Here is a 705-nt window from a genome sequence, read left to right on the forward strand (position 1 = left end):
TTTTTCTCTCATTATACAAGAAAGACCCTATAGAATAGACTTTTTTTTAAGTGTCTATTCTATAGGGTACATTTTATAATCGAGTCCTCCTTCTTTCTAACGCTCACTTAAAGAATCTAATATTTCATGGCCATACAAAGATGGATCGATAATATCAAAACCGATACATTCTTCATACAAGTGTAGTATTTGAAGTTCTATACATAACGCAGCTGTTTGTTCTTGTTGATTTATTGCTTTTTCTAGTTCTGCCGTGTATTTCATTTGGATATTGTTATCAGTATCTTTATTTTTTTAGTTATGTTTATTTAACAAGGAGTCAACTACCCCTACTGAGATAAAGCCTTTCAGTGGGGGGTTGAGTTTGAACGCTAGGGCTTTTCATCCATTTGTCTTGTTCCCTATTTTAAAACATAATACAATTAAACTGTAACTTAATAAGCTATAACTAGTAGGTGTGGTAATCATCTCTTCCATTTTGAAAAAAGGGGGAGGTGATAACATGATCGCGATGTTTGTCATTAAATTAGTGTATGGTATCCTAACCGGAGCTGGCGTTGTCATCGGTAGAAGATACGTCGGTCCGTGGCTAATTTCTGTATACAAAAAAGCGAGAACCACCCTGCTGTGAACCGCACCCAATTTGTTAGACAAATAACTAACAATTGGAGGTGCGGTTTTATTATGTCTAGAAAATATAAATTC

At 34.8% G+C, this 705-nt stretch carries 1 protein-coding gene; it reads right to left on the bottom strand.

The window, feature by feature from the left end; translation table 11 throughout:
- Nucleotides 1-96 precede the first annotated feature (96 nt).
- On the bottom strand, nt 97-264 hold the full coding sequence (locus PDQ33_RS28970) for a hypothetical protein (protein WP_175879539.1): 168 nt from the start codon (nt 262-264) through the stop codon (nt 97-99).
- Nucleotides 265-705: the final 441 nt, after the last annotated feature.

Source organism: Bacillus cereus group sp. Bc031 (genome assembly GCF_027716265.1).
Taxonomy (GTDB): domain Bacteria; phylum Bacillota; class Bacilli; order Bacillales; family Bacillaceae_G; genus Bacillus_A; species Bacillus_A paranthracis.